Genomic DNA, 589 nt, shown 5'->3' with positions numbered 1-589 from the left:
ACGGCTTGGTGGTCAATGCGCGCGTGACACGCGCCGACGGGCATGCCGAGCGTGAAGCGGCCAAGATCATGATCCACGACGCACAGCAAACGGTAGAGGATCCGAACGTAGAAATTACGTTGGGTGCGGACAAGGGCTACGATGCCCAGGAATTCATCGAGGCGTGCCAACAGATGAAGGTCATACCGCACGTTGCGCAAAACACCTCGGGGCGGCGTTCGGCAGTGCCCGATACGATTGCCTCGAGCGCGGGCTACGCCATTTCGCAGCAAAAGCGCAAGTTGATCGAACAAGGTTTCGGCTGGGCCAAGACCGTGGGGCGCATGCGTCAGGTGATGGTGCGTGGCTTGAAGAAGGTGGACCAGATGTTCGTGTTGAACATGGCGGCATACAACCTCGTGCGCATGCGATCACTGGCACAAATCCGCTTATAAGTGGCGGAAAGCGTGGCAAGGAGGTCAGAAGTCGGCCTCAAGCCGCCGAAAGAACGTTGAATTCGCGTTGAGATTGCACAATGCGAAAGTTTGCGACTGGCGGGCGCGTACATCGAGGCGCACCGCTTCCGCCGGGGATGTATTTCCGCAACCTG

At 58.6% G+C, this 589-nt stretch carries 1 protein-coding gene; it reads left to right on the top strand.

The window, feature by feature from the left end; genetic code table 11:
• Positions 1-434: transposase (locus M3I54_RS44570; protein WP_254346753.1), on the top strand; the 434-nt coding region annotated here is incomplete at its 5' end.
• Positions 435-589 lie beyond the last annotated feature (155 nt).

Source organism: Paraburkholderia sp. CNPSo 3274 (assembly GCF_024206475.1).
Taxonomy (GTDB): Bacteria; Pseudomonadota; Gammaproteobacteria; order Burkholderiales; family Burkholderiaceae; genus Paraburkholderia.
This window is presented reverse-complemented; position numbering and strand designations above follow the sequence as displayed.